The sequence below is a fragment of the Streptococcus sanguinis SK49 genome (assembly GCF_000212815.1).
Classification (GTDB): domain Bacteria; phylum Bacillota; class Bacilli; order Lactobacillales; family Streptococcaceae; genus Streptococcus; species Streptococcus sanguinis_C.
On record NZ_GL890986.1, the window covers coordinates 260,543 to 284,906 of the forward strand.

At 43.4% G+C, this 24,364-nt stretch carries 18 protein-coding genes; 3 read left to right on the forward strand and 15 right to left on the reverse strand.

Annotated features, from left to right (window positions below):
- Nucleotides 1-9: 9 nt before the first annotated feature.
- The 6 genes from HMPREF9380_RS02035 to HMPREF9380_RS02010 form a co-directional block, all read right to left on the reverse strand.
- Complete coding sequence (locus tag HMPREF9380_RS02035) at nucleotides 10-1,077, reverse strand: ABC transporter ATP-binding protein (protein ID WP_002902455.1); 1,068 nt, start codon at nucleotides 1,075-1,077, stop codon at nucleotides 10-12.
- Nucleotides 1,078-1,085: 8 nt separating this feature from the next.
- Nucleotides 1,086-2,012, reverse strand: a complete 927-nt coding sequence (gene oppC / locus HMPREF9380_RS02030) for an oligopeptide ABC transporter permease OppC (protein WP_002908085.1) — start codon at nucleotides 2,010-2,012, stop codon at nucleotides 1,086-1,088.
- Nucleotides 2,012-3,508, reverse strand: coding sequence for an ABC transporter permease (locus tag HMPREF9380_RS02025; protein WP_004193293.1), 1,497 nt, complete (start codon nucleotides 3,506-3,508; stop codon nucleotides 2,012-2,014). Before HMPREF9380_RS02025 ends, oppC begins: the two co-directional genes overlap by 1 nt.
- A 64-nt stretch (nucleotides 3,509-3,572) precedes the next feature.
- Entirely contained in the window at nucleotides 3,573-5,558 is a 1,986-nt protein-coding gene (locus tag HMPREF9380_RS02020; protein ID WP_004193295.1) for a peptide ABC transporter substrate-binding protein, read from the reverse strand.
- A 232-nt stretch (nucleotides 5,559-5,790) separates the two neighbouring features.
- A complete protein-coding gene (locus HMPREF9380_RS02015; protein WP_004193296.1) occupies nucleotides 5,791-7,761 on the reverse strand; it encodes a peptide ABC transporter substrate-binding protein in 1,971 nt (656 codons plus the stop codon).
- A 173-nt stretch (nucleotides 7,762-7,934) separates the two neighbouring features.
- Nucleotides 7,935-9,890, reverse strand: coding sequence for a peptide ABC transporter substrate-binding protein (locus tag HMPREF9380_RS02010; protein ID WP_032907692.1), 1,956 nt, complete (start codon nucleotides 9,888-9,890; stop codon nucleotides 7,935-7,937).
- A gap of 294 nt (nucleotides 9,891-10,184) precedes the next feature.
- On the opposite strand from HMPREF9380_RS02010, the gene pbp3 reads away from it, so the two are divergent.
- The gene (gene pbp3, locus HMPREF9380_RS02005) at nucleotides 10,185-11,453 is read left to right on the forward strand and encodes a D-alanyl-D-alanine carboxypeptidase PBP3 (RefSeq protein ID WP_032907693.1); all 1,269 of its coding nucleotides are present in this window, start codon (nucleotides 10,185-10,187) and stop codon (nucleotides 11,451-11,453) included.
- A gap of 139 nt (nucleotides 11,454-11,592) precedes the next feature.
- Here the strand turns inward: pbp3 and sufB are convergent, their stop codons facing one another.
- From sufB to HMPREF9380_RS01960, 9 genes are all read right to left on the reverse strand, one after another.
- Complete coding sequence (sufB, locus tag HMPREF9380_RS02000) at nucleotides 11,593-13,005, reverse strand: Fe-S cluster assembly protein SufB (protein ID WP_002893631.1); 1,413 nt, start codon at nucleotides 13,003-13,005, stop codon at nucleotides 11,593-11,595.
- A gap of 17 nt (nucleotides 13,006-13,022) precedes the next feature.
- Nucleotides 13,023-13,460: a Fe-S cluster assembly sulfur transfer protein SufU gene (sufU, locus tag HMPREF9380_RS01995; RefSeq protein ID WP_002902442.1), complete on the reverse strand. Its 438-nt coding sequence runs from the start codon at nucleotides 13,458-13,460 to the stop codon at nucleotides 13,023-13,025.
- The gene (locus HMPREF9380_RS01990; protein ID WP_004193304.1) at nucleotides 13,447-14,679 is read right to left on the reverse strand and encodes a cysteine desulfurase; all 1,233 of its coding nucleotides are present in this window, start codon (nucleotides 14,677-14,679) and stop codon (nucleotides 13,447-13,449) included. The genes sufU and HMPREF9380_RS01990 overlap by 14 nt, the downstream gene beginning before the upstream one ends.
- Nucleotides 14,680-14,720: 41 nt before the next feature.
- The gene (gene sufD / locus HMPREF9380_RS01985) at nucleotides 14,721-15,983 is read right to left on the reverse strand and encodes a Fe-S cluster assembly protein SufD (RefSeq protein ID WP_004193306.1); all 1,263 of its coding nucleotides are present in this window, start codon (nucleotides 15,981-15,983) and stop codon (nucleotides 14,721-14,723) included.
- Between the two features lie 41 nt (nucleotides 15,984-16,024).
- Complete coding sequence (gene sufC / locus HMPREF9380_RS01980) at nucleotides 16,025-16,795, reverse strand: Fe-S cluster assembly ATPase SufC (RefSeq protein ID WP_002893635.1); 771 nt, start codon at nucleotides 16,793-16,795, stop codon at nucleotides 16,025-16,027.
- An 89-nt stretch (nucleotides 16,796-16,884) separates the two neighbouring features.
- Nucleotides 16,885-18,051: a glycosyltransferase family 4 protein gene (locus HMPREF9380_RS01975; protein ID WP_002908854.1), complete on the reverse strand. Its 1,167-nt coding sequence runs from the start codon at nucleotides 18,049-18,051 to the stop codon at nucleotides 16,885-16,887.
- On the reverse strand, nucleotides 18,042-18,794 hold the full coding sequence (gene mecA, locus HMPREF9380_RS01970; RefSeq protein ID WP_004193310.1) for an adaptor protein MecA: 753 nt from the start codon (nucleotides 18,792-18,794) through the stop codon (nucleotides 18,042-18,044). The genes HMPREF9380_RS01975 and mecA overlap by 10 nt, the downstream gene beginning before the upstream one ends.
- 175 nt (nucleotides 18,795-18,969) lie before the next feature.
- Complete coding sequence (locus HMPREF9380_RS01965) at nucleotides 18,970-19,812, reverse strand: undecaprenyl-diphosphate phosphatase (protein ID WP_002902429.1); 843 nt, start codon at nucleotides 19,810-19,812, stop codon at nucleotides 18,970-18,972.
- 139 nt (nucleotides 19,813-19,951) lie between these two features.
- The gene (locus tag HMPREF9380_RS01960) at nucleotides 19,952-21,847 is read right to left on the reverse strand and encodes a DUF2207 domain-containing protein (protein ID WP_004193313.1); all 1,896 of its coding nucleotides are present in this window, start codon (nucleotides 21,845-21,847) and stop codon (nucleotides 19,952-19,954) included.
- Between the two features lie 131 nt (nucleotides 21,848-21,978).
- On the opposite strand from HMPREF9380_RS01960, the gene HMPREF9380_RS01955 reads away from it, so the two are divergent.
- Nucleotides 21,979-23,544, forward strand: a complete 1,566-nt coding sequence (locus tag HMPREF9380_RS01955; protein WP_004193315.1) for an ABC transporter substrate-binding protein/permease — start codon at nucleotides 21,979-21,981, stop codon at nucleotides 23,542-23,544.
- Nucleotides 23,541-24,281 carry an amino acid ABC transporter ATP-binding protein gene (locus HMPREF9380_RS01950; protein WP_004193317.1) on the forward strand — a complete coding sequence of 247 codons (741 nt, stop codon included), beginning with the start codon at nucleotides 23,541-23,543 and terminating at the stop codon, nucleotides 24,279-24,281. Before HMPREF9380_RS01955 ends, HMPREF9380_RS01950 begins: the two co-directional genes overlap by 4 nt.
- Nucleotides 24,282-24,364: the final 83 nt, after the last annotated feature.

Genomic DNA, 24,364 nt, shown 5'->3' on the forward strand with positions numbered 1-24,364 from the left:
TCCTTCCTCCTAAGCTTCTAATTGATTGAAGCCCATTTTTGAACGAATTTTTTCATGTAGGTTTTCGATAATCTCTGGTTTATCAACCTTAGGCGCATCTTCGTGCAGGAGCCAAGTCTTTGCCCAATGAGTATCTGAGACCTTGAAAGCCGGTGCTTCTTCTTCAAAGTCAATAGACATGGCATAGTCAGAACGCAAAGCAAAGGCATCCCCTTTGATTGGTGAATAAAGTGACGGCGGAGTTCCAGGAATCGAGTAAAGCGCACCATTCGCATCTGCCAACTGAGGCAAGCTGGATAGCAAACTCCATGTATAAGGATGTTTTGGCTCGTAGAAGATTTCTTCAACTGTACCGTATTCTACAATTTCACCGGCATACATAACCGCAACCTTATCTGCAATACTAGCCACAACACCAAGGTCGTGCGTAATAAAGATGGTTGTGAAATGATATTCTTGCTGCAAGGATTTGAGCAAATCAATAATCTGCGCTTGAATCGTTACATCAAGGGCTGTTGTCGGCTCATCACAGATAAGAATATCAGGACGGCAAGCCAAGGCAATAGCAATAACAATCCGCTGACGCATACCACCTGAATATTGGAAAGGATATTCTTCGAAACGTTTTTCCGCATCTGGAATTCCGACCTTACTCATATAATCGATGGCCATTTTCTTAGCTTCTTTAGCTGATTTTCCTTGGTGCTTGATAATGACTTCTGTAATCTGGCTTCCAATCGTATTAATGGGATCCAAGCTCGTCATCGGATCTTGGAAGATAGTCGCAATTTTTGCACCGCGAATCGGCTCCCAATCCTTATTACTACGAAGAGTTGTCAAATCTTTGCCACGGTAGTCAATGGTTCCTTGAGCTACACGGCCATTTTCTTCTAGCATTCCAGTAAAGGTCTTGGTCAATACAGACTTACCTGAACCAGATTCACCAACAATAGCCAGTACTTCACCTTCAATCAAGTCCAGAGAGACTCCGCGAATGGCTGTTAAAACTCGGTCGCGAACATCAAATTCCACGACAATATCGCGAGCAGTCAATATTACATTTTCATTCTTTGTCATATTTACTCCTATCTATGTGTACGTGGATCGCTGGCGTCAGCTAAGTTTTGACCAACTACGAAGAAGGTAAGGGATACCAAAATCAGAGTTGTAAGTGGAATCCAAAAGAGGTAGGCATTCGTCGTCACGTTTTGTGAATAATCTGAAATCAAGCGTCCCAAACTTGGCACTGTTACAGGAAGCCCTAATCCAAAGAAGGACAGAAAGGCTTCGTAAGAGATGAAGCTTGGCAACATCTGTGAAGTGGTGGTCACAATAACAGATACCAACTGAGGCATAATGTTCTTCGTAACAATCTTGAGGGTCGGTGTACCAAGAGTACGAGAGGCAAGGTTGTATTCCAAATCTCGATAGCGCATAATCTGCACACGGATAGTGTAAGCAATACCAACCCAACCAGTAATCGTCATGGCAAAAATAAGATTCCAGAAACCAGCACCGATAGAGTAGGTCAAGACAATGACAATCAAGAGGGCTGGGATATTTGAAATGATATTGTAGATTTCCATCATGACACGGTCAACTGTTTTGGAAATTCCCCAGATGCCGCCAATGATAACTCCGATAGCCAGATTAATAACCGTCGCAATAATCGAAATAAGAATAGAGTTACGAGCACCAAACCAAACACCATCAAAGAGAGACTTACCATTACTATCCGTTCCAAACCAGTACTGACCACTCGGCTTGATGTAACGCATGCTAAAGTCGTTTACCTTGCTCACGTCATTAAAGTCGAAGTTTGAAAACATAGGATAAATGAAGCTCATGAGAATAATGGCAATCAGAATCCCCAGCATGGTAATAGTTGATTTCTTTTTCAGAAATTGACGCATGACTGATTTCCAGTAAGAATAGGCTGGAGCATCAATCGTTTCAGAGGCAAAATCGTCACGTTTGACAAATTGGAATTTGCTTTTATCAATTGTAGCCATTATTTACCTCCTTTTGATGTTAACTTAATACGTGGGTCCAGTACGGTCATCAGAATGTCACCCAGCAAGAGAGCAAAGATAGACAGACATGTGAAGATGAATACAAGACCAACAACCATAGAGTTATTGGATGCCTTAACAGAATCAATCAGCATCTTACCCATACCAGGGAAAGCAAAGACAGTTTCTGTCAGAGTCGCACCTGCAATAACACCAACGATAGAAGCTGGGATACTAGATACCAGCGGCACCATAGCGTTTTTAAAGATGTGCTTGTTAGAAATTTCTTTTTCAGAGAGTCCCTTAGCACGCGCAAAGCGGACAAAGTCCTGAGACTGCAAGTCAATCATATACCGGCGAATCCAAACAGCTGTCCAAGGAGCACTCAAAAGCCCTAGAATAACAGCTGGAAGGACATAAGAACGCCAATCTCCCGCTCCCAAGATTGGGAAGGAGTCTGGAAGACCAACAGCAGACCCCGCCAAACGAACGATGTAGACCAAGGCGATGGTTGGCAGTGACATCATAAAGGTCAAACCCGCTGTAGAAATGCTATCAAACCATGTATTCTTGAGTCGAGCCATGTAGGATCCGAGTGGAATAGCAATCAGATAAGACAGAGCCACACCAATTAAACCAATAATGGCTGAGCTGGTAATCATGGACGGATTTTGATAGTTGCTTTGAGTCGCTGTATAGGCATCTCCCTTACCAAACTTAGCAATGTCCTGTGAATCGGCTTTGCTTGGCGTCTTATAGGTACGAGAGTAAATGTTAACAGACGATGTCTTTTTGCCTGTTGGGAATTGAACTTCAGAAGACTTAGTTTGTCCTTGCCCTTGTGTAATAACCTGCAGTACAGGGATATTAGCATAGGTTGGATAAGAATTCCCTAAATTAAAGGTAATAAAGTTCTGATGAACAAATGGGAACTGACCATTAAAGTAAAGCAAATACTTATGCTTGGTACCTGAACCTACAAGAGACCAGCCGACAGAAGGATCATTTTCAAACCGGATATAACGCTCTAGGTTTGGATTTTCCTCATCTTGGATAACATTTGGATGGTCAATTTGAATCAAATTAGCATAGAACTCGAAGACACGTTCATACACAGGTACTTCACGCACAGCGTAGAATTCTCCGCTCAGTGGGAATTTCTTCAATTTCCAACCATTACCAAGTTTATCAACATACTTCTGATAAATCTTCTCGTTTGCTTCAGTAGCTTCTGTGGTAACAGAAGAATCTTCCTTGCTGGCCTTCTCCTGCAGTTCCTTGGTATCATAATAGTCAATGTAACCCATCCGCTCAAAGATGGTGTTTTCGTAGTTAGTCTTTTTATCTTTATTCGTCGCTATTTTATTATAGTTGGGATCCTGCTTGAAAATCAACCTTCTTGGCACCATAGTATAGATAATGGCATAAGTCAGGGTCGTCACCAAGAAAATCGACACAATTGAGCGTAAGATACGCATAAAAATATATTTTTTCATTTATCGTTTCCTTTAAATTCCAAAAGAACTTTCTCCTCTATTAGAGAAAGTTCTCTTAGCAAGCTTATTTCACGTGGTCTGCTAATTCTTCTTGAGCTTTTTTATTAGATTCCGCACGTTCTTTATTCCATTTTTCCTGAGCACTATTATAATCTTTTGTCGTTACAGGCTCATCCTGCAATTTCATATACTTATAACTTGCTGCTTCACGCGCCTTAGCACCAGACCAAGCAAACGGTGCTGAGAAAGGTACTACCTTAGTCAAGGTTGGACGACCTGTTCTAGAAGTTACCGGAATCAACAAAGCACTATCAGTCAGCCAAGCCTGAGCAGCCGCATATTTTTCATAACGCTTGTTCAAATCTTGCTTTTCTGCACCAGCTTCGTCAACCAGCTTGGTATATTCATCCAAACCAACTTGTTTCGCTGCGGCATTATCTGTGCCATCAAATCCTAAGAAGGTCTTGGTATTTTCACCACCAGGTTTGATGATATCAAGATAAGTAGATGGATCTTGATAGTCCGGAGTCCAGCCGACATTGTCTGAAATATCCCAGTCTTCTTCAGCAGCAGAAGGAGCAAACAAGGTAATGTTAGTCACTTCATCCTTAGACAATTGGTGAACATCAATCACAACATTATCTGTTCCCAAAGTCTTTTCAATAGACTGCTTGAGGGATTGAACACGTTGTACTTTAGAAGTAGCTGTTTGATCAACCGGAATGTCCAGATGGATTGGAAATTCTACGCCATCGGCTTTCAAAGCTTCTTTTGCTTTAGCAAATTCAGCCTTTGCTTTGTTCTCGTTATAGAGACCATCTTGACCATCTGAGAAGTCAACATCTTTCCATTCGTCACCATAAGTTACTACTTTTTCCTTAACTAAGTCACCGAAGGACTTGTCACCAGCCTGCACAAATGTAGGTGGGATGTAAAGGTTACGAAGAAGTTTGTCTGCCCCGTCCTTACCATTAATCTGAGATGCATAGGACTCACGATTGAAAGCAAAGGTCAAAGCCTGACGGAAGTCTTTGTTAAGCAAGGCTTTCTTAGTTGAAGTCTTTTGAGCTTCTGATGTCTTAGCCGTATGATTATAAGACTGGCGATCAATGTTAGTACCTACTAAGAAAGTTGAGGCATCTTGAGGTGTATAGACGATATTATCTTTAAAGTCTTTTTCAACCTTTTCATAAGTCGCACTAGTTGGGAAAAGTCTGGCTGTTGTCAATGCGCCTTGGCTGAACTGATCAGCTAGTTTCCCTTGATCTTGTCCATCATAGAAAGAGAGTTTCACTGCATCTACATGAACATTTTCTTTGTCCCAATAATTAGGATTCTTCTCAAATTGGATTTCCGATTTTGAAGTCAATGATTTGAGCAAGAAAGGTCCGTTGTAAAGCAAGCTTGTTGGATCAGTTGCTTGAGCGAACTTATCTCCTTGGTTTTTCAAAAAGTCTTTGTTTACTGGGTAGAGAATTCCCATTGTAGTCTTAGAATTCCAGAAACTTTCTGGCTCATTAAGAGTATACTCAACGGTATGATCATCGACTGCTTTGATCCCTACTTCTGAGAAATCAATCTTCCCAGAAATATAGTCCTTAAGCCCTTTGACAGAATCCTGAACCAAGTAGATTGTTTCAGATTTATTGTCTGCCGCATACTTAAGACCTGTAACAAAGTCTTCTGCTGTAACATCTGCGTACTCTTCACCTTCGGAAGTATACCACTTAGCGTCTTTGCGAAGCTTATAAGTATAGGTTTTCCCATCTGGTGATACAGTCCATTTTTCTGCCATTGAAGGAACTAAGTTTCCATATTGGTCGTTTTCTAAAAGACCGTCAATGACATTGGCAGTCAAGTCTGTTGTAGCAGCCTTGCTTGAAGTGAGATAGTTCAAGTTTTCAGGATCTGTCTCGTAGATATAATTAAAGGTGTTAGAAGAGTCTGAGCTGCCTGACTTTGTGTTTGGCTTAGAGCCTGAGCAAGCTGCAAGAAAGCCAGCCGCAAGAAGAGTAACTCCTGCTAACGCAAGGACTTTGCTTTGTTTCATATGGGTTTCTCCATCTTTTAGATTTTTAGATTTAATTAAGATTATAGCATAGATAGTACTAAAAGTAAAATAAATTTTCAGAATATTAAGTTAGCTCACTAACACCCTCATATGTTTATGTAATCAGGTTTCCCGCATGTCTGTCATCTAGGATTAGACAACCTTAGTCTCGCCTATTCCGCCTCTAAAATCATCAAAAATCCCACTGTTGCTACAATGGGATTTTCTTGCTTTATTTGATATGTTCTGCGAGTTCTGCTTGAGCTTTTTTATTAGATTCTTCCTTTTCTTTAGCCCATTTTTCACGCGCTTTTTCATATTCTTTAGTCGTTATTGCTTTATCTTGGATTTCAACATATTTAAAGCTATATTCACCCTTGTTTCCAGTCCAAGCAAATGGTCCTGAGAATGGAACAACCTTACGGACACTTGGTGTTGCACCAGATGACCAAGCTGGCATCAACAGAGCACTGTCTGTCAGCCAAGCCTGAGCTGCAGCATATTTTTCGTAACGTTTGTTAATATCCTCGTTTTCCGCAGCTGCGTCTTCCAAGAGCTTGTCATACTCTTCAAAGCCGGCCTCTTTAGCTGCTGCATTATCTGTTCCAGGGTCAAAACCAAAGTAGCTGTCAACATTCTCACCAGTCTTAGAGCCAGTGATTTCCAGATAAGAAGATGGATCGTTATAATCTGGACTCCAGCCAAGATTATTATTCAAATCCCAGTCTTCTTGAGATGCCGAGGTCGCAAAGTAGGTGATGTTATTCAACTCATCATCTGTCATCTGCTGAATATCAATCACCACATTGTCAGAGCCAAGATTAGCTTCGATAGACTGCTTCAGTGACTGAACACTCTTAACGCCATTGGTATCTGCTGAGCTGACCGGAATATCCAGATGAATAGGGAATTCCACTCCTTCTGCCTGCAGCGCTTCTTTAGCTTTGGCAAATTCAGCCTTAGCTTTTTCTGGGTTATAAAGACCATCCTGAGCGTCGTCTAATTTAACTCCCTTCCACTCATCACCGTAGCTAGCCAGATTTTCTTCTACAATGCTGCCGAACTCTTTACCATTAGCTTGAACAAAAGTTGGCGGAACAAAGGTATTACGAAGCTGCTTGTCTGCTGCTTCTTCGCCATTGGTTTGGGCAGAATAGGCAGTCCGGTCAAAGGCAAAAAGCAAAGCCTGACGAAAATCTTTATTGAGCAGTGCTTTCTTAGTGGAAGATTTCTGTGCATCCGTTGTCTTAGAAGTATGCTCGTAAGACTGACGATCAATATTAGTTGTAACAAAGAAGGTTCCTGAGCCTTGAGGCGTGTAGACGATATTGTCGCCATACTGTTTCTTCACACTGGCAAAGTTTGAGCTGTTTGGGAAAAGACGAGCAATGGTGTAGTTGCCATCAGAAAAGCCACGCACCAGAGATTCTGTATCTTGACCATCATAGTAAGAGAATTTTACAGTATCAATTTTCACCTTTTCCTTATCCCAATAGTTAGGATTCTTCTCTAAGCTAATTTGAGATTTCGAGGTGATAGATTTCAAGATAAACGGACCGTTATAGAGAACACTGGTTGGATCTGTCCCCTGAGCAAATTTGTCACCCTTTGATTTCAGAAATTCTTCATTGATTGGGAAAAGAATCCCCATGGTTGTCTTAGAATTCCAGAAACTTTCTGGCTGATTCAAAGTATACTGAACAGTAGAATCATCCACCGCCTTAACACCAACTTGGGAGAAGTCAGTTATTTTACCATTGACATAGTCGTCCAAGCCTTTAATGGATTTTTGAACGATATAGAGACCATCAGACTTGCTGTCTGCGGCATGCTTCAGACTGGTCACAAAGTCCTTAGCAGTCACATCTGCATACTCTTCACCATCAGAAGTATACCATTTCACTCCCTCACGAAGCTTATAAGTATAGGTCAGACCATCTTTTGAAACGGTCCAATCTTCTGCTAGAGAAGGCACTAAGTTACCATACTTATCGCTTTCCAGCAAACCATCCACTACATTAGCCATAATCTCATTGGTTGCCCGCTTATTAGACACAGTGTAATCCAGCGTATCTGGATCTGCGGTATAAACATAGCTATAGTTTTTCCCAGATGAATTGGAGCCACCAAACGAACAGGCAACCAAAATTCCTGCAGAGAGAATGACAAGCCCAGCAGCTGCAGCTAACTTAGATGTTTTCATAAACTTCCTCCAGTTTTCATTAAGATTACTTTCATTATAGCACTTCTGCGACAGGATGTAAACGCTTCAATGTAATAGAGGGCGATATAAAAAGAGAGAACAAAAATGTTCTCTCAACTAAATAACTTAATTCAGGACATCCACAAAAAGTCAAACTTTTGCTGTTCAAAATCTTATTTGATATGTTTTTCTAGCTCTTCTTGGGCTTTTTTATTGGATGCTTCTTTTTCTTTTTCCCATTTCTTAAGAGCTGCTTCATAGTCTTTGGCTGTCACAATATCATTTTGGAGTTCCATGTTCTTAAAGACATAGACATCCCCTTTGATTCCGACATAAGAGTAAGACTTGGTAAATGGAACAACCTTCTGAACAACTGGTGAACCACCCGCAGAAACACTAGGAATAACAATGGAGCTATCTGTCAGCCAAGCCTGAGCTGCTGCGTATTTGGTATAACGAGCGTCGGTATCTTGTTTTTCCTTATCTGCCTCATCCAATAACTCTTTGTATTCGTTCAAGCCGACTTTATTAACGATATCTTGATTTTTCCCTTTTTCTAAGCCTATATTATCCAGCATATCACCAGTTTCTGGGTTGAAAATATTCAAATAGGTAGATGGATCTTGGTAGTCTGCTGACCAGCCAGACATGTTGAGATCGTAGTCCTTCTGAGCGGCTGTTTCTGCAAAGTAGGCCGAATTATCATAATCATCTGTGGACATTTGCTGAACATCAATAACGACATTTTCTTGACCAAGCGCTGCTTCAACAGACTGTTTGAAAGAGTTGGTTCGCTGTACTAAGACTTTGTCAGTCTGATCCACAGGAACATCAATATGGATAGGGAATTCAACACCTTCTGCTTGCAAGGCTTCCTTAGCCTTAGCAAACTCTGCCTTGGCCTTGTCAGCATTGTAGATGGTATCTTGGGCATCTGTCAGCTTGACACCGCTCCACTCATCGCCATAAGTAGGAAGTTTGCTCTCTACTTCATCTGAAAAGTCTTTGCCATCAACCTGCACGAAACTAGGAGGAACTAGCAAGCTACGGATGAGTTTAGTCGCTCCATCTTTACCATTCATCTGAGCTCCGAAAGATGTCCGATCAAAGGCAAAGTTGATTGCCTGACGGAAGTCTTTGTTTTGAATAGCCGCTGTAGTCGATGCCTTCTGAGCATCTGTGGTCTTAGACGAATGATTATAAGCCTTACGATTCAGATTGAAGCTAAAGAAATAGCTGGTTGAGTTCTGTGGTGTGTAGATAATATTATCTTTGTACTGCTTTTCAACAGAAGCGTAGTTAGAACTTGTCGGATAAAGCCGTGCTTGAGAATAGGCTCCGTCTGAGAAGTTGCGGATCAAGGATTCCTGATCTGAGCCATCAAAATAAGTCAGTTTTATATTTTCAACCTTGACATTGTCCTTATCCCAGTAGTTCTGGTTTTTAGCATATTCAATGACAGACTTAGAGGTAAAAGACTTCAGAATATAAGGACCATTATAAAGAATAGAGGAAGGTTTTACAGTACCAAAATCTTTTCCTTTTGATTCCAAGAATTCTTTGTTAATCGGAAAGAGAATCCCCATAGTCGTCTTAGAATTCCAATAACTTTCTGGCTGGTTAAGAGTGTACTCGACCGTATAGTCATCGACAGCCTTGACGCCAACCGTTGAAAAGTCATTTGACTCACCCTTGACATAGGCATCCAAGCCTTTGATAGAGCTTTGGACAATTGGAAGGGCTTCTGATTTTTCATCTGCTGCATGCTTCAAACCAGTGACAAAGTCTTGAGCTTTTACCTCTGAGTATTCTTCACCGTCTGATGTATACCATTTAGCATCTTTACGAAGCTTATAGGTATAGGTCAGACCATCCTTTGAAACAGTCCAGTCTTCCGCAATAGATGGAACCAGATTACCATACTTGTCATTTTCCAAAAGACCATCGACCAGATTTGAAGCCACATCAGAAGTCGTTGCCCGATTGGAGTTTACATAATCCAAGGTATCAGGATCAGCAATATAAACATAAGAATATGTATTGCTGGCACTAGAGCTTCCACAAGCAGCTAGAATCAGTGTTGACACGACTGTCAGTCCAGTAATGGCCAACCATTTAGATTTTTTCATGAGCATTCTCCTTCGCAATTTATATTGTATTATTATACAATATTTTTTTATAAAAACAAATGCTTTATGTAGAAAAATAATAATTTTCTATTTTTCAGCTTGTATATCTGTATTATTTCAAATATTTTTCTATTTTGTGAGATTTTTTCGAGAGATATTTTTTATAAAAAATCTCTTTAAGGGGATTACTCTACTTTTCTTTACATTTATTTTGTAATCTTTTATTATCCTTGATTTATAAAAGAAAAGAGAATTTTATGATACAATGGTTATATCTTGTTTTAGGGGAAAGAAATGAAACGATTATTCCTATGTTTACTAGTTTTGGTCGGAATGACCGCCAGCAAGGTTGCAGCAGATGATTTCAACATTGCCGCTAAGAGCGCAATGGCTGTGGACGCTACTTCCGGAAAGATTCTCTACGAAAAAGATGCTAATACTCCAATTGAAGTCGGCTCCATCACCAATCTTTTGACCGTCTATCTGGTCTATGAAGCCATTGACAGAGGAGACCTGACTGCCGATACTTATGTTGATATTTCAGACTACGCCTACAATTTGACAGCTAATCCAAATATCAGTAATGTCCCTTTGGAAGCCAAACGTTACAAAGTCAAAGACTTGATTGCCGCTTCCTTGATGTCCAGCTCCAACAGTGCCACGATTGCCTTGGCTGAGAAGCTTGGAGGCAGCGAAGAAAATTTCGTCCAAATGATGAAAGCCAAGCTCAAAGAATGGGGTATCACAGATGCTACTATTGTAAACTCCACAGGGCTGAATACTCTTCTTCTGGAATACGCAACTGAAGAAACAGAGTATAGTGCCTCAGCTAGCACAACTAAAAAAAGCAAGGACACTGAAAACAAATTCAGCGCCTACGACTTGGCTGTTATCAGCCGGCATCTGATTATGGACTTCCCTCAAGTGACAGACATCACGTCCAAGTCTACAGCCAAAATCGCGGGGACGAGTCTGGAAAATTATAACTTCATGCTGGAAAACCAGTCCAACTTCCGCTCAGGTGTAGACGGACTCAAAGCCGGCAGTTCAGATAAGGGGGGCTCTTCCTTTGTTGCGACGACTACTGAAAATGGTATCCGCATGATTACTGTTGTGCTGGACGTTGAGCAAACTGACGGCGACCCCTACGCACGCTTTGTAGCCACAGCATCTTTGATGAACTATGTTTCGCAAAACTTCACCCAGACGACCATTGTGGCTGAGGGGGAGGCCTACAATAAAAGCAAGTCAACAGTTATTGACGGCAAGCAAAAGACCGTTCCAGCCGTCGCCAGCAAGGATTTCACCATCATTGAGCGCATCGCCAATCAGGCTGAGCACAAGGTGGAATTTTCTACCAACGAAAAAGGCTTCCAAGCTCCACTAAAAAAAAACACTGAGCTTGGCACCCTGACCTATACCGACCCTGAACCGATTGGCCAAGGCTATCTGGAAAACAAAGCACCTTCTGTCACAATGGTGGCAGGCCAAGAGGTGGAAAAAAGTATTTTCTTCAAGGTCTGGTGGAATAACTTCGTCCGCTATGTCAACGAGAAATTATAAAGAACAACCGCGAATCAAATGATTCGCGGCTGTTTTGTATATTTTCTAAATGTTGGACTAGAGCTAGCAAACATCTTTGAATATTAACTCACAATGCGTGTCTTCAAGCAGTGATTCAAAATTTTGCTTAGACGAAGCTTTACCCAACTGATCCTTCCATTTCATAACTGATCAAGCGGTTAAGCTCAACAGCATACTCCATAGGCAGTTCTTTGGTGAAAGGCTCAACAAAGCCCATGACAATCATTTCGGTGGCTTCGGATTCGGACAAGCCACGGCTCATGAGATAGTAGAGTTGTTCTTCTGAAATCTTAGAAACCTTGGCTTCATGCTCCAGAGCCACCTGAGAGTTATGAATTTCATTAAAGGGAATGGTATCTGATGCCGAAATATCATCCATGATAATCGTATCACACTCAATATGGCTAACGGACTTCTGTGAATTCTTTCCAAAGGTCACTTGACCGCGGTAATCCACTTTACCTCCGCCCTTAGCAATAGACTTAGACACGATAGATGAGCTGGTATGCGGAGCATTGTGAATCATCTTAGCACCTGTATCTTGGTGCTGATTGGTATTGGCAAAGGCAATAGAAAGCATGGTTCCACGCGCTCCAGGCCCATCCAGATAGACAGACGGATACTTCATGGTTGTTTTTGCACCTAGGTTCCCGTCAATCCACTCAACCGTCGCATCTTTCATGGCCCTCGCCCGCTTGGTCACGAGGTTGTAGACATTATCGGACCAGTTTTGAATAGTGGTGTAGCGCATATAGGCCCCATCAAGGGCAAAAATTTCAACAATCGCAGCATGCAAGCTATTGCTGGAATAAGTCGGAGCTGTACATCCTTCAACATAATGGACGCTAGCGCCCTCATCAACGATAATCAAAGTCCGCTCAAACTGACCAGAATTTTCATTGTTAATCCGGAAATAAGTCTGCAAAGGAACATCTACCTTGACGCCTTTTGGCACATAGATAAAGGTACCACCTGACCAGACGGCGGAGTTGAGAGCTGCTAGCTTGTTATCTGTCGGAGGAACCAGCTTAGCAAAATACTGCTTGAAGAGCTCTGGATATTCCTTTAGAGCTGAGTCGGTATCCGTGAAGACGATTCCTAGCTTTTGGAACTCTTCCTTCATATTGTGGTAGACCACTTCGGACTCATACTGGGCCGCCGCACCAGCGAGATAAGCTCTCTCCGCTTCTGGGATCCCAATCTTCTCAAAGGTTTCCTTAATCTTCTCAGGCACTTCATCCCAGCTTCTAGCAGGCTTATCAGAGGCCTTTTGGTAATAAATCAAGTCATCAAAATTAATTTCCGACAAATCCGGTCCCCAAGTCTGCATCGGCATCTTCTTGAAAGCCTCGTAGGATTTGAGGCGGAAATCCAGCATCCACTCTGGTTCATCCTTGGCTGCAGAAAGCTCACGAATGACCGCTTCATTCAGCCCTTTCCCTGTCGAGAGAACAGGTTCAACATCGTCATGGAAACCAAACTTGTATTCACCGAGATCAATCGGTTTTGGTTCTACTCTTTCTTCTGACATAATTTCCTTTCACATTCTTACTTTTTATCTTCTTCAATTGCTCGCTTGAGGGCATTCCAACCCAAGGTCGCACACTTAATTCGCTGCGGGAATTTGGCAACGCCTGCTAAAAAGGCTCCATCTCCCAATTCTTTCTGGCGACTATCTTCTTGGCCCTGAACCATCTGCGAGAAAACTTCTGCTAATTCCAGGGCCTGCTCTTTTGTCTTGCCTAGAACCGCATCAGTCATCATGCTGGCCGAAGCCGTTGAGATGGTACAGCCGGAATTAACAAAGGCAATATCTTCAATCTGATTTTCAGCATTAAACTTCACAGACAAGCTGATAACATCACCACATGTCGGATTATTGAGAACTACCTGCTCCACATCTTCCAGTTTCCCATGATGATGGGGGTGAGCAGAGTGGTCGGTCACAACCGCCTTGTAAAGACTGTCTAACTTAGAAAGCGCCATTGAAAAACTCCTTTGTCTTTTCTAAAGCATCTACCAGCTTGTCACAATCTGCATATGTATTATAGATATAAAAGCTAGCTCGCACAGTCGCCGGTACCTGCAGATAGCTAAGCAGAGGCTGAGCACAATGGTGACCCGCCCGAACAGCTACTCCTTCGTAGTCTAGAGCCGTCGCGACATCATGCGGATGGAGACCATCCAGGTTAAAGGCAATCACACCTGATCGCTGGGCCAAATCCTGAGAGCCATAAATGGTCAAGCCTTCCACTGCCTGTAGCTTAGGAAATACATAGGCAATCAGGTCCTGCTCATGCTGAGCAATAGCATCCATACCCAAGTCTTCCAAATAATCAATGGCCGCCGCAAGACCGATTGCTCCTGCCATATTCGGAGTGCCGGCCTCAAACTTCCAGGGTAGTTCCTTCCAGGTCGCTTCCTGCTCATAGACGAAATCAATCATTTCGCCGCCGAACTCGACTGGCGAGATCTGCTCTAGCAATTCTTCCTTGCCATAGAGAACCCCGATACCAGTTGGGCCTGCCATCTTATGCCCCGAAAAGGCGAAGAAGTCCGCATCCAAATCCTGCACATTAACCTTCATGTGCGGAATGGATTGAGCACCATCTACCACCAAAAGCGCCCCTTGCTGATGAACCAGCTGGGCAATTTCCTTGATGGGATTGATGACACCGAGGACGTTAGAAGCATGAGCCAGAGAGACAAACTTGGTCCGCTCGTTGAGCTTGGCACGGAAATCTTCCATATCTAGAGCACCGTCCTTGAGATAGACATAGACTAACTTGGCTCCCGTCTTTCTACAAGCCTCCTGCCAAGGAATGACATTGGAATGATGCTCCATGATAGAAATCATCACTTCATCATCAGGCTGCAGCCTTTCAGCCGCAAACTGAGCCACCCAGTTGAGTCCCGTCGTGGTTCCTCGCGTAAAGAGGACTTCTCTGCTAGAAGCTGCATTGATAAAAGCACGAACTCTTTCTCTGGCTGCTTCATAAGCTGCTGTCGCCCGCTCGGCTAGCGTATGCACACCGCGGTGGACGTTGGCATTGTCTCTAAGATAGTAGTTTTCAATCGCTGCCAGCACCTGCTTGGGTTTCTGGGTTGTCGCCGCATTGTCCAAATAAACCAAAGGCTCATCATTGACAATTTGGTCCAAAATGGGAAAATCTTGCTTGATTGCTTCTGCATTAAATCCAGACATGAAGACTCCTATCTAACTAATACGGGACAAGGCCCAGCTTTTTATCTTTTTGCGAGAATAATATCGATATTTTCAATCATTTCATCACGGACTTCCTTAACAGGGATTTCCACAATCACTGAGCCCAAGAAGCCACGCACGACCAAGCGTTCAGCCGTCATCTTATCAAGACCCCGACTCATGAGGTAATACATATCCTCCGGATCAACCTGACCGATAGAAGCCGCGTGACCAGCTGTCACATCGTTTTCATCAATCAAGAGGATGGGGTTAGCATCTGAGCGCGCTTGATCAGACAGCATGAGAACCCGGCTTTCCTGCTGGGCATCTGCTCCCTTGGCACCTTTGATAATATGACCGATACCATTGAAGGTCAGGGTTCCTTTTTCTAGGATAACCCCGTGCTGCAGGATATTTCCGATAGAGTTGCAGCCATAATTAGTTACGCGGGTATCAATCCCCTGAACCTGCTTACCGCTTGAGAGAGCCACCACCTTCATATCCGCATGGCTACCCTTGCCATAGAGGTCACTATCAAAGTCAGCCACGACATTGCCTTCGTTCATAACGCCGATAGCCCAATCAATCATGGCATCATTATCCAGCTTGCCACGACGACTGATATAAGCCGTTACATTTTCGCCCAAGCGATCAATAGCTGAAAACTTAATCTGAGCTCCAGCCTGAGCAATAACTTCGACAGTGATATTGGCTGTTACTGGAACAGAGCCCTCGCCGTAAGTTTCCAAGCGTTCCAAGTAGTTAACCTTGGAATGCTTGCCCGCGATAATCAAAATATGCTTGTTAAAAGGAACATCGCTTTCGCTGTCCTGATAAAAAATTCCTTCAATTGGCTGATCAATCTCAACATTGTCCGGCACATAAAGAACGGAACCGCTGTTGAAATAGGCAGTGTGGTAAGCTGCCAATTTGTCCTCGTCATACTTAACTGCGGACATAAAATGCTTCTCTACCAGCTCTGGAATCTCTTCTAAGGCAGTGTGGAAATCAGTGAAAACCACACCTTGCGCTGCCAAGTCAGCTGGCAATTGCTCCAGAACAGTATGAGTTCCCAACTGAACAAGTTTGAGATTGTCATCTAGAGCTGTAAAGTCTGGAACACTTGTCAGCGGCTCGCTCTCTGAAATACGGCCGTCACCCAGATTCCAGCGATGAAATTTAACCCGCTCAATACGCGGCAATTCTAACTGGTCAATTTTATCAAAGGCCTGCTGGCGCAGTTGAAAGAGCCAGTCTGGCTCTGCATGTAGCTGTGAAAATTCTTGAATCAATTCTTTAGTCATGTCATTCTCCTATCTTTTATCAAAGTCAAAAGAATGTTTGACTAGGCTTCTTCAGTATAGGTGAAGCCCAACTCTTCAGCCAATTTAGCATAGCCTTCTTTCTCCAAGCGAACCGCCAATTCTGGACCGCCAGAAAGAACGACTTTACCATCCATCATGACATGAACCACATCTGGAGTGATATAGTTGAGCAGGCGTTGGTAGTGGGTGATAATCATAGCACCAAAGCCTTCACCGCGCATAGCATTAACTCCTTTGGACACGACCTTAAGAGCATCGATATCGAGACCTGAGTCAATCTCATCCAAGAGTGCAAAAGTCGGCTCTAGCATGAGCAACTGCAGGATTTCATTGCGCTTCTTTTCACCACCAGAGAAACCTTCATTAAGGTAACGCTCAGCCATTTCTTCTTTCATGTTGAGCAGTTCCATCTTTTCATCCAGCTTCATGATAAAGTCACGGACAGAGATTTTTTCCTCATCTTCTTTGCCAGCATTCATAGCTGCACGTAGAAACTCTGCATTAGTAATACCAGGAATTTCACTAGGGTACTGCATAGCCAGGAAGAGTCCCATGCGAGCACGCTCATCCACTTCTAACTCTAAGATATTGACTCCATCAAAAAGCACCTCTCCTTGAGTCACTTCGTAGTTAGGATTGCCCATGATGGCTGCAGACAAGGTGGACTTCCCTGTTCCATTTGGACCCATGATGGCTGCAACCTCTCCTGTTTTCAGAGTGAGATTCACCCCTTTGAGAATTTTTTTCCCTTCAATTTCAACATGAAGATCTTTAATTTCTAAGACAGACATTTCTTTTTCCTTCCTTTGCTTAGCTGATTTACATACTTTAGTATACCAAAAAAAAGCCCAAAAGGCTTTTATTTTGTTTAGAGCTATTCTTATTTATTCCTCTTTTGACGCCATTTCCGCCGAACTTCCTCTCGGTAGGAGGAATTCCCAATAAAGCGGAGAATATTGAGCAAAGGAGTACGATTAGGCCCCAAAACTCCAACCAGCTCAGCAAAGAGCTCAACACCCAGAAGTAAGCCAATCATCAAGAGAACGCCACCAATTCGACTGGAAACATTCAACAAGAGTGAAATCATGGCAAAGACCAGCGAAATCCCATAGATAACCAGCACTGTTCCTCGGTGAGTCAATCCCAAGGACAAGAGTCTGTGATGGAGATGGTGCTTGTCAGGTGTGTAGAATTTCTGGCCAGACAGAGTACGGCGGATAATCGCTAGAAAAGTATCCGTAATCGGCACCCCTAAGATAATCATAGGAGTCACCACCGCAACAGCTGTCGCATTTTTCAGCCCTTGCAAGGACAAGACGGCAATCATAAAGCCGATGAAGAGAGCCCCCGTATCACCAAGATAGATGATAGCTGGGTGGTAATTGTAAGGGAAAAAACCTGCAATTGACAAGACCAAAACGAAAATAGTCAAGGTCAGAAAGAGATTGTGCTGGGGCAAAAAGAAGTAAGAAACAATCCCCATCGTCACTAGCGAGATGATGGACACCCCACTCACCAGACCATCCAAACCATCAATCAAATTAACTGCATTGGTGATAGAAATAATCCACACCACTGTCAAAATATAGGACAGCCAAGGCTCAAAATGCAGGAAAGGTCCGCCAAAAGGAAGCTTAAAATCATCCAATCGGAAATCTGTCAGCCACCAGATTAGACTGGCTGCTAGAACAATCCCACCCATTTTCAGCATAGGTGACAGCTCTTTGATATCATCGACCAGCCCTGTAAAGGCAATAATCAAACCACCTAGTACAACCGGCCAAACATAATCAAAATAGGTCTGTCCAAAAAAATCTACAGCAACAATTTGCGGCATCAAGAGCAGAGTAGAGATAGAAAAGGCCGCTACAATCGCCAGCCCGCCACTGCTAGGCATGGGCTTTTTATTGATACGACGAGCATTGGGATAATCTACCGCCCCAATCTTAAAGGCTAGGAGCCGAACTAAGGGTGTCAGAATCACCCCGATAAAAAAAGTTCCCAGCAATACCAAGATAAACTTTAACGGAAAAGTAATCATAGGCATTCAACCTTCTGCAGGCCGGAGACGGCATCTGTCACCAAAAGAAGATGTCCGTGCTCCTGCAGCACTGCCCGAGTGATATCTGAGTCATCTGCGAATTCACGCATCTTGGCCAAGAGCCAAGCTGGATAGCGCTCTGGGAAGCCCTCAACATCTACTAAAATCGTCAAATAATAAGCTGAATCATACTTATAAAGCTCTGATAAGTCAATCTTATAGTCCACCGTCTGGGCAAAAGCCGCAGCAGCATTAATATCTTCAAAGCGCAGGATATAGTAAATGTAACGCTCTGCATTTTCTGCTGACTGCTCATCAGCCGCCTCCTGAGAAAGCTGCTCCCTTTCCTCTGCTTCAGCTGTTTCCAAAGATTGGACTGCTTCTATGTCTTCCTTACTTTTTTCAAAAATGCTCTTTTCCAGTGTCTTGAGGAATTCATCTGGAGACATATGAGACAGCTCATCCATGTCTGGCAGATCTGCCAAATCCTCAAAACTCAGATTCTTATCCAACTTAGACTTGGTAACAAAAACATCCACCTTATCTGGCTTAGGCGTCACACGGAAACTCAGCATACCGCTGTCCAAAAAATTATCCGGCATTTCCAACTCATCTAAGATAGTATAGAAAAACTCTTCCGTCTTTTCTTGGGGGACCAAGAAATCGGCCATTTCCATGCCGCGCTCTTCCAAATCTTCCAGCTGAATCGTGATTTTTATGGTCGAATCACTAATCTGTTTCATTTCCATATCTCTACCTCATACACTTCTAGTCCTACTATTATACTAAAAAATCCCCCGTATTTCAAAAAATAGCTAGTATTGGTCTGAAAATGGAAGTTGCAAGAAAAAAACTCTCAGAAAATTCCGAGAGCTTCTTATTTCACTACATGAGAGAGTCAGGGAAACATTAAATTTTCCCCTTTTATCCCATCAAAGCTTTGATGGCTGCATAAACCAGAAGCACGCCGCCTAGGCCAATCCGATATTTCCCAAAAATTGTAAAGTCATGCTTTTTGACGTAGTCTGTCAGGAAACGAATCACGACTAGACTGACACCGAAGGCCACTCCCATGGCAACTAAAAGCAAGAAGATTTGCCCAAATCCCAGACTGTTCCCATTCTTGATGAACTTGAGAATTTTCCAGCCGCTAGCGCCAAACATAATGGGAATCCCCAGGTAGAAAGTGAACTCTGTCACGACAGAACGACTGACACCATTCAGGAGACCGCCGACAATGGTGGCACCAGAACGGCTAGTCCCAGGGAAGAGAGCTAGAATCTGAAAGAGACCAATTTGCAAGGCAGTTTTGTAAGGAAGAGAAGCTAAATCTGTCACAGCAGGCTCCTCATGCTCGCGCCTTTCCAGATAGATAAAGGCCGCCCCATAGACAATCAGCATCACTGATACAGATACTAGATTGTAGAAATGCGCTTCAAACCAATCATCCAAGAATAAGCCGATAACAGCAGCCGGCAAGGCTGCCACGACGACCTTAGCCCAAAGCTGCCAGGTCTTTTGAACCTGACGTGCTGACTTGCCCGGTTTAAAAGGGTTTAACTTGTCAAAATAGATAACGACAACCGCCAAAATAGCTCCCAGCTGGATAACGACATTAAACATTTCCATAAAGGCTGGACTTTGATTCTTAAACTGGATAAAGTCTTGAATCAAAATCAGGTGGCCTGTACTAGAAATCGGCAGCCATTCTGTGATTCCTTCGATGATTCCGTAAATAATAGAGATAAAAATTTCAATGATAAACATAGAATACTCCTGAAACAAGGGTTTACTCAAGGAAAGTCATATATAAATTCCCAAAGAGTATTAGGTCTTATTATATCACAATTTCAAGGCTAGGAAAAGCCAGTACTAAGACTTTTCCGGATAGGCAAGGGCTTGTCTATTAGAAAGCTCCACCGCCTCCGCCGCCTCCGCCACCGGAGAACCCACCACCTGAACTTCCGCCAGAAGAGACAGAGAAATTGCTGGCTGTGGTGGCTACATGGCCGTAGTTTGAGAAACTGTGCATGCTGCTATAGAAGGCATAGTGCAGGTTAGCCTGAACATAGCTGTCCATAGATGGATTTTCCAAGTGAATCTGACGCAGAGCCATGACACGGCTGACACGATCTGCATAGCCAAAGAGGGTCGCATAGACCAAGAGACGGTTCCACAAGATAATGCCTTCGATTTCCGTCTTGTCCAGATGGGCAATATCTCGCAGCATATTTGAAAAACTTCTCCACAGATAGTAATCATGCGTGCCTTCATCATTCAGGACGCCATCTCGCCAATAAAGCTGTGCCTTGCTAGCAAAAATGCAAATCATAACAAGTCCCACCAGTGCTAAGGGAATATATATCCAGATAAGACTTTCAAAAGCGGCCATATAGACAAACAAAACTCCAAGAGAGAACAGCAAAACAGCACTAGCTAGAATGATGGCAGTAATCAGCAATCTCTTTTCCTGAACTTTAAGAGGCCGGTAGTGGCCAAAGAGACCCAAACGCTTGCCCTCAGAACGCACTTCTTTAGATAAGGAGCGCAAACTGTTAGTAAATAAGGACTTGATATTGCTACCTATGTTACGGATATAGGACTCATCCGCAGAAGACTTGTGCTTATAAATATCTTCTGAAATTTGATAGGCTGAAAAGAGATCTTTGACTTTTGCTTGGGATTGCTTGTTAAAAGCCATGCCCAGAAAACGTCTCTCAAAGTCTGCCAACCCATCATAAGTCGCAATTTGCAGAACAGGATTTTCAGCATCTCCCTGCAGTAGGAGATTGCCCCTATCCAGCAAGTCTAACAAAGTCGCCTGGACCATATTTTCAAAGTTCAGCACTGCCTTGCCGCCCCTAGTCGGGTCGACATCCTCCATGTCCACCGCGTAAATATTTTCCGCCAAGACAAGAGGAGACAAGTCCTGAGGAGCCTCATATAGACGGGCATTCTTGGGATAAGACTGCTTAGGCTTGATCTTCTGGGCAAAGACAAAATAAAGGATAGCAGCTACAAGGATGGCACATAGGAGCAGCAAAGGCATATAAATTTCTCCTAGCTGCCGGTAAAAGACCGTCTTGCGGGCAATCTTTTCTTCTTGAGCTTTAAAGGTTGGCAAGTAGTCGCTCTCGTCTTCATTCTGGGACACAAGAGAGACCGCTTGTCGATCCCAATAGCCGTGGAGCTCGACATTATCGCCCGAGCCAATTCCATTGAGTTTGACCAGATAGTCGGTGCCATCCTTATCCACGAAAGGCTGGGTTCCAAAGTAGCCACTATGAGCAAAAAGCTCGCTCTTATCTGGATTGCTCAAGCCAGAAACTGTCAAAACGACTTCCCCTATACCCTGGTCCCAGTCGCTGATAGGAGTCCAGTTGAGCTCAGCAATATCCCTGTGAAGAAAAAGGAGATTTCTCAGCTGCCAAGTTACAGTGACAACAACTCTGTCACCGTCGTTTCCGGAGTTATAGATTTTGACTTCATAGCCATCTCCCAAGTCTTTGACTTGGGGGTTAATATCCATATCTACCTCACCATTCGTCAGAACCGAGACCGTCGGATTCCCATCAATGGCAAAGCCATTAGGCATCTTTCCAGCAGAGCCCAGCGACACAATTTGACCATTATAGTCGTCATTAAACTTGTAGGTCACTTTCTCTGTGTAGGTAGCTGTATTGTCCTCACGCAAGGCCAGATCGCCTTGATAGGATTCAATATCATAGTCAACAGCCGAGACAACCCGACCAAAACAAAGGCAGGAAAATAAAACTAACAGGAGATAAAAATATCGTTTCATACTCAACCTCTCTTTACAGATATTTTGTTCTATTATATCATTTTTATCAAGTAAGGGCTTACTAGGATTGAAAAGAACGGTAATTTTCGATAGAATAGGAAGAACTATTATTAGATAAGCAGGAGAAACCCATGAAGAAATTATTACTCACTTTATTTACAGCCCTCCTGGTCGCCTTCGGAACAGCCCAAGTTATCCAAGCCGATGACTATCTGAGAATCGGTATGGAAGCAGCCTACGCCCCCTTCAACTGGACTCAAGATGACGATTCCAACGGTGCTGTAAAAATCGAAGGCACCAACCAATATGCCAACGGATACGATGTACAGATTGCCAAAAAAATTGCTCAAGAGATGGGCAAGGAACCTCTGGTTGTCAAGACTTCTTGGAATGGCTTGATTCCTGCTCTGACCTCCGGCAAAATTGACATGATTATTGCGGGTATGAGTCCAACTGCCGAGCGGAAAAAGGAAATTGCCTTTTCCAACAGTTACTACACCAGCGAACCAGTTCTCCTAGTTCGTAAAGATGGAAAATATGCATCTGCTAAGACTCTAGAAGACTTCAAAGACGCTAAAGTCACTTCCCAGCAAGGAGTTTATCTCTACAATCTCATTGACCAACTGCCTGGTGCCAAAAAAGAAACAGCTATGGGCGATTTTGCTCAGATGCGTCAAGCCTTAGAATCCGGTGTTATTGATGGCTATATCTCTGAGCGGCCAGAAGCCTTGACTGCCGAGACTGCCAACTCCAACTTCAAAATGATCCAATTTGAGAAAGGCTTTGAAGTCGGCGAAGAAGATGCTTCCATTGCCATTGGGATGCGCAAGGATGACAATCGTATCGAGCAAGCCAATGCAGCAATCGCTAAGATTACTACCAATGACCAAGTCAAGCTGATGGATGAGATGATTCAGAAACAGCCTGTTGATACGGATAGTGAAACAACGAATGAATCATTCTTCAGTCAAGTTGCTAAGATTCTGGCTGAAAACTGGCCTCAATTCCTACGCGGAGCTGGTTTGACCTTGCTCATTTCGATAACAGGAACCATTGCAGGCCTCATCATCGGACTGCTGATTGGCGTTTATCGGACGGCACCAGCTTCTAAGAATAAACTCCTAGCATCACTGCAAAAAATCTTCGGCTGGTTCTTAAATATCTATATTGAGATTTTCCGCGGAACTCCCATGATTGTTCAGTCCATGGTTATCTACTACGGAACAGCCCAGGCTTTCGGAATCTCTATCGACCGAACTATCGCGGCCATTTTCATCGTCTCCATCAACACCGGAGCTTATATGAGTGAGATTGTCCGCGGTGGTATCTTTGCCGTTGATAAGGGGCAATTCGAGGCCGCAACAGCACTGGGTATGACCCACGGCCAGACTATGCGCAAGATTGTTCTGCCTCAGGTCGTCCGCAATATTCTGCCCGCAACCGGTAATGAATTTGTCATCAACATCAAGGATACATCCGTGTTGAACGTTATCTCGGTAGTTGAGCTTTATTTCTCTGGAAATACCATCGCTACCCAGACTTACCAGTACTTCCAAACCTTTACTATCATCGCTGTAATCTACTTTGTCCTGACATTCAGCGTGACACGCATCCTGCGCTATGTTGAAAAACGCTTTGACACAGACAACTACACGACAGGTGCCAATCAAATGCAGACAGGAGAAGTAAAATCATGACAGAAACTATTTTAGAAATTAAAAACCTCAAAAAGTCATACGGTGAAAACCAAGTCCTCAAGGACATCTCCCTCACCGTTCATAAAGGAGAAGTGATTTCCATCATCGGCAGTTCCGGCAGCGGAAAGTCAACCTTCCTGCGCTCCATTAACCTTCTGGAAACACCAACTGGCGGACAGATTTTCTATCGCGGCAAGAATGTCCTGGACGAGAATTACGACTTGACCCATTACCGTGAAAAGCTGGGCATGGTCTTTCAGTCTTTCAATCTCTTCGAGAATCTTAATGTCCTAGAAAATACCATCGTCGCTCAGACAACTGTCCTGAAAAAAGAACGGTCAGAAGCCGAGAAAATTGCCAAAGAAAACCTCAACAAGGTTGGCATGGGCGAGCAATACTGGCAGGCCAAGCCTAAGCAACTCTCAGGAGGTCAGAAGCAGCGGGTCGCTATTGCCCGCGCCCTCTCCATGAATCCTGATGCCATCCTCTTTGACGAGCCGACTTCAGCCCTCGACCCTGAAATGGTTGGTGAAGTTCTGAAAATCATGAAAGAACTGGCTCAGGAAGGACTGACTATGATAGTCGTAACCCACGAAATGGAATTTGCCCGTGATGTCTCCAGCCGAGTTATTTTTATGGATAAGGGCATCATCGCTGAAGCTGGCAGCCCGCAGGATATCTTCACCAATCCCAAAGAAGAAAGAACCAAAGAATTCCTGCAACGCTTCCTCAGCTAAATTATTTATTTTCAAAAGCAAAAAGGAATCTGGATCCAAGTCCAGATTCCTTTTTTTATTTAATGAGCAATATCGGTTGCACA

Excerpts from the sequence above, each read along its gene's own strand:
- HMPREF9380_RS02035 (WP_002902455.1), bottom strand. The coding sequence starts at position 1,077 with ATGACAAAGAATGAAAATGTAATATTGACTGCTCGCGATATTGTCGTG.
- oppC (WP_002908085.1), bottom strand. The coding sequence starts at position 2,012 with ATGGCTACAATTGATAAAAGCAAATTCCAATTTGTCAAACGTGACGAT.
- HMPREF9380_RS02025 (WP_004193293.1), bottom strand. The coding sequence starts at position 3,508 with ATGAAAAAATATATTTTTATGCGTATCTTACGCTCAATTGTGTCGATT.
- HMPREF9380_RS02020 (WP_004193295.1), bottom strand. The coding sequence starts at position 5,558 with ATGAAACAAAGCAAAGTCCTTGCGTTAGCAGGAGTTACTCTTCTTGCG.
- HMPREF9380_RS02015 (WP_004193296.1), bottom strand. The coding sequence starts at position 7,761 with ATGAAAACATCTAAGTTAGCTGCAGCTGCTGGGCTTGTCATTCTCTCT.
- HMPREF9380_RS02010 (WP_032907692.1), bottom strand. The coding sequence starts at position 9,890 with ATGAAAAAATCTAAATGGTTGGCCATTACTGGACTGACAGTCGTGTCA.
- pbp3 (WP_032907693.1), top strand. The coding sequence starts at position 10,185 with ATGAAACGATTATTCCTATGTTTACTAGTTTTGGTCGGAATGACCGCC.
- sufB (WP_002893631.1), bottom strand. The coding sequence starts at position 13,005 with ATGTCAGAAGAAAGAGTAGAACCAAAACCGATTGATCTCGGTGAATAC.
- sufU (WP_002902442.1), bottom strand. The coding sequence starts at position 13,460 with ATGGCGCTTTCTAAGTTAGACAGTCTTTACAAGGCGGTTGTGACCGAC.
- HMPREF9380_RS01990 (WP_004193304.1), bottom strand. The coding sequence starts at position 14,679 with ATGTCTGGATTTAATGCAGAAGCAATCAAGCAAGATTTTCCCATTTTG.
- sufD (WP_004193306.1), bottom strand. The coding sequence starts at position 15,983 with ATGACTAAAGAATTGATTCAAGAATTTTCACAGCTACATGCAGAGCCA.
- sufC (WP_002893635.1), bottom strand. The coding sequence starts at position 16,795 with ATGTCTGTCTTAGAAATTAAAGATCTTCATGTTGAAATTGAAGGGAAA.
- HMPREF9380_RS01975 (WP_002908854.1), bottom strand. The coding sequence starts at position 18,051 with ATGCCTATGATTACTTTTCCGTTAAAGTTTATCTTGGTATTGCTGGGA.
- mecA (WP_004193310.1), bottom strand. The coding sequence starts at position 18,794 with ATGGAAATGAAACAGATTAGTGATTCGACCATAAAAATCACGATTCAG.
- HMPREF9380_RS01965 (WP_002902429.1), bottom strand. The coding sequence starts at position 19,812 with ATGTTTATCATTGAAATTTTTATCTCTATTATTTACGGAATCATCGAA.
- HMPREF9380_RS01960 (WP_004193313.1), bottom strand. The coding sequence starts at position 21,847 with ATGAAACGATATTTTTATCTCCTGTTAGTTTTATTTTCCTGCCTTTGT.
- HMPREF9380_RS01955 (WP_004193315.1), top strand. The coding sequence starts at position 21,979 with ATGAAGAAATTATTACTCACTTTATTTACAGCCCTCCTGGTCGCCTTC.
- HMPREF9380_RS01950 (WP_004193317.1), top strand. The coding sequence starts at position 23,541 with ATGACAGAAACTATTTTAGAAATTAAAAACCTCAAAAAGTCATACGGT.